Genomic DNA, 2,417 nt, shown 5'->3' on the forward strand with positions numbered 1-2,417 from the left:
GAACCGCGGAACCGCGGTGCGCCTTTCCAGTATGGAAGCGGCGTCCATCGAAATGGACGCCGCTTCCGCACTGAATAAAAATGAAGGGAGAGATGGAAAGCAGAATCATTTGGAGGCAGGCTCCTCCTCTTTAGCAGACTGCTTGTTTTTGTGGGCCTTGATGGAGCTGTTGATGCAGCCCAGCGCCAAGACAGCAACGATTGCGAGCATCACATAGCCGCCGACTTCCATGAGAGGACACCTCCTTCCCGATTCGGATTCGAGGATTTATTTACGAAAAGTTGTCATGAATATAAAAATATTAACGGATTCTTAACGACCTCTTAACGATATCTTAGCGCCAATGAGCCAAAAAAGCAAGCCCCTTTTCGGAAAAATTTTTCGCGCTTTCCGAAAGGGGCTCAGTCCAGAAAATATCCCAGGGAGGCAAACACCTCAGACAGCCGCTGGGGGGCCAGAATCTCGATCCTGCGGTAAGACTGGCGGAGGATGCCGGCCTCCCGAAACTGTTTGAGGATGCGGGTGACGGAGACACGGCTCATACCGGTGATGGCCGCGATCTGCTCGTGGGTGTACGGAATGGAGGGACCGGAGCTGGCGCAGCAGGTGTGCAGGAAATAGGCCACCCGCTTGTCATCCTCCAGAAAGTGGGAACAGCAGATATAGTCGGACAGCATGGTGATCCGCCGCACAAAATGGGCCATCAGGTCCTGGGGAGGATAGCCGTGCTCCTGCCACAGCTTCCAAAAGCGGTCTGCCGCCAGCAGATAGACCTCCGCCGGAGAAATGGCGGACACGCTGACCATGACCTTGGCGTGATACACCAGGGCGCTGCTGCCGAACAGATTGCCGGGTCCCAGGTAAAAGAGGGAGATCTCATCTCCGCTGGGACCGAGGCAGAAGGTGCGGAGCTGCCCCTTGACCAGAAAGCCTGCCTGTGCGGACAGCGCACCCTTTTCCAGCAGGACCTCGCCGCTGCGGTACTGGCGTCTGACGCCGTATTTGACAAAAAGCTCCCCCACGTGGGGGCTGATCTGGATGTCGCCGGACACGGGGCATCCCGCCTCCTTTCCTGAGAGGATTCCATATCAACATCAACAAAAATAGTAGCAGATTTTCTCCCATTCCACAAGATGCATTTGTATCACCTGTTACAATCTGGCTGCCGGCTCTCCCTTTACAATAAGCATATCCCGACTGAGCGGCCCGGTCAGAATGCCGCGCGGCGCGGATCAAAAAGGAGGAGCTGACAATGAAGGATACCATGTGCGGCCTTGTCAAGGAGGTCAACGCCCCGTCCGGCCTGGTCTATCACACTGACCTGTCGATCCCGGAGATCAATGACGATGAAGTCCTCATCAAGGTCCACTGCTCGGCCATCTGCGGCACGGATCTGCACATCATGGAATGGGACGAGTGGTCCCAGAAGCGGATCAAGGCCCCCGTTACCGTGGGCCATGAGACAGCCGGCGAGATCGTGGCGGTGGGAAAAAACGTCACGGAGCGCAAGGTGGGCGACCGGGTGTCCTGCGAGTCCCATATTCCCTGCGGCGAGTGCTATTTCTGCAAGAACGGGATGCCACACATCTGCAAGAACGTGAAGCTGTTCGGCTGCACCCAGAACGGAGCCTTCGCCGAATACGCCAAGATCCGCTGGGACTGCACATTCCTGCTGGAGGATGACGTCACCGACGAGGCGGCCTGCATGTTCGAGCCCATGGGCGCTGGGATTCACGGCGTGGAAGCGGCGGAGGTCAACGGAAAGACCGTGCTGGTCAGCGGCTGCGGACCCATCGGTCTGACAGCCATCAGCGCCAGCAAGACCTTCGGCGCTGTCAAGGTCATCGCCTGCGACCTGATCGATGAGAAGCTGGAGGTGGCCAAGAAGATGGGCGCCGACGCGGTGCTCAACAGCGCCAAGTGCGACCTGCCGGCGGAGGTCAGGACTCTGACCGGCGGCGTGGGCGTGGACGCGGCCATCGACATCACCGGCGCGGAGCCCGCCCTCAACAGCGCCCTCAAGTGCCTGCGGGCTGCGGGCCGTCTGGTGTGCGTGGGACTGCCCACCAAGCCCATCACCTTCCACGACATGACCGACGACCTGGTCTATCGGGAGGTCCAGCTGACCGGCGTCTCCGGACGGAAGATCTGGGAGACCTGGGAGGACTTCGCCAAGGTTATGAAGGGACCCTATTTCAAGCTGGATCAGGTGATCGGCGGCCGCTTCCCCATGAAGGACTTTGAGGCCGCTCTGGCGCAGATCCACAGCGGCGTGCCCGGCAAGATGATCCTGTATCCCTGATCCCGCCCCGCAGAACAGGCAGGAGGGGACTGTGCCCATTCTGCGGCGGACCCTGACCCGGCCCGGAGATGCTGAACGATCCTGAAACACCCCCGCCGCATCGCGGCGGGGGGGT

The 2,417-nt window shown here is 59.5% G+C and carries 3 protein-coding genes; 1 reads left to right on the top strand and 2 read right to left on the bottom strand.

Annotated elements, in window-relative coordinates; translation table 11 throughout:
- Positions 1-105: 105 nt before the first annotated feature.
- Both HMPREF1546_RS19450 and HMPREF1546_RS01290 read right to left on the bottom strand, forming a co-directional pair.
- The gene (locus tag HMPREF1546_RS19450; protein ID WP_256264416.1) at positions 106-231 is read right to left on the bottom strand and encodes a hypothetical protein; all 126 of its coding nucleotides are present in this window, start codon (positions 229-231) and stop codon (positions 106-108) included.
- A 170-nt stretch (positions 232-401) separates the two neighbouring features.
- Positions 402-1,052 carry a Crp/Fnr family transcriptional regulator gene (locus HMPREF1546_RS01290; protein ID WP_021749687.1) on the bottom strand — a complete coding sequence of 217 codons (651 nt, stop codon included), beginning with the start codon at positions 1,050-1,052 and terminating at the stop codon, positions 402-404.
- Positions 1,053-1,252: 200 nt separating this feature from the next.
- Here HMPREF1546_RS01290 and HMPREF1546_RS01295 point away from each other — a divergent pair, with 200 nt between their 5' ends.
- Entirely contained in the window at positions 1,253-2,302 is a 1,050-nt protein-coding gene (locus HMPREF1546_RS01295) for an alcohol dehydrogenase catalytic domain-containing protein (RefSeq protein WP_021749688.1), read from the top strand.
- Positions 2,303-2,417: the final 115 nt, after the last annotated feature.

Origin of the sequence: Oscillibacter sp. KLE 1745, from assembly GCF_000469445.2 — a bacterium.
GTDB lineage: Bacteria > Bacillota > Clostridia > Oscillospirales > Oscillospiraceae > Oscillibacter > Oscillibacter welbionis.

Bases quoted from the DNA above. Each gene is read 5' to 3' on its own strand.
- HMPREF1546_RS19450 (WP_256264416.1), bottom strand. From the start codon at position 231: ATGGAAGTCGGCGGCTATGTGATGCTCGCAATCGTTGCTGTCTTGGCG.
- HMPREF1546_RS01295 (WP_021749688.1), top strand. From the start codon at position 1,253: ATGAAGGATACCATGTGCGGCCTTGTCAAGGAGGTCAACGCCCCGTCC.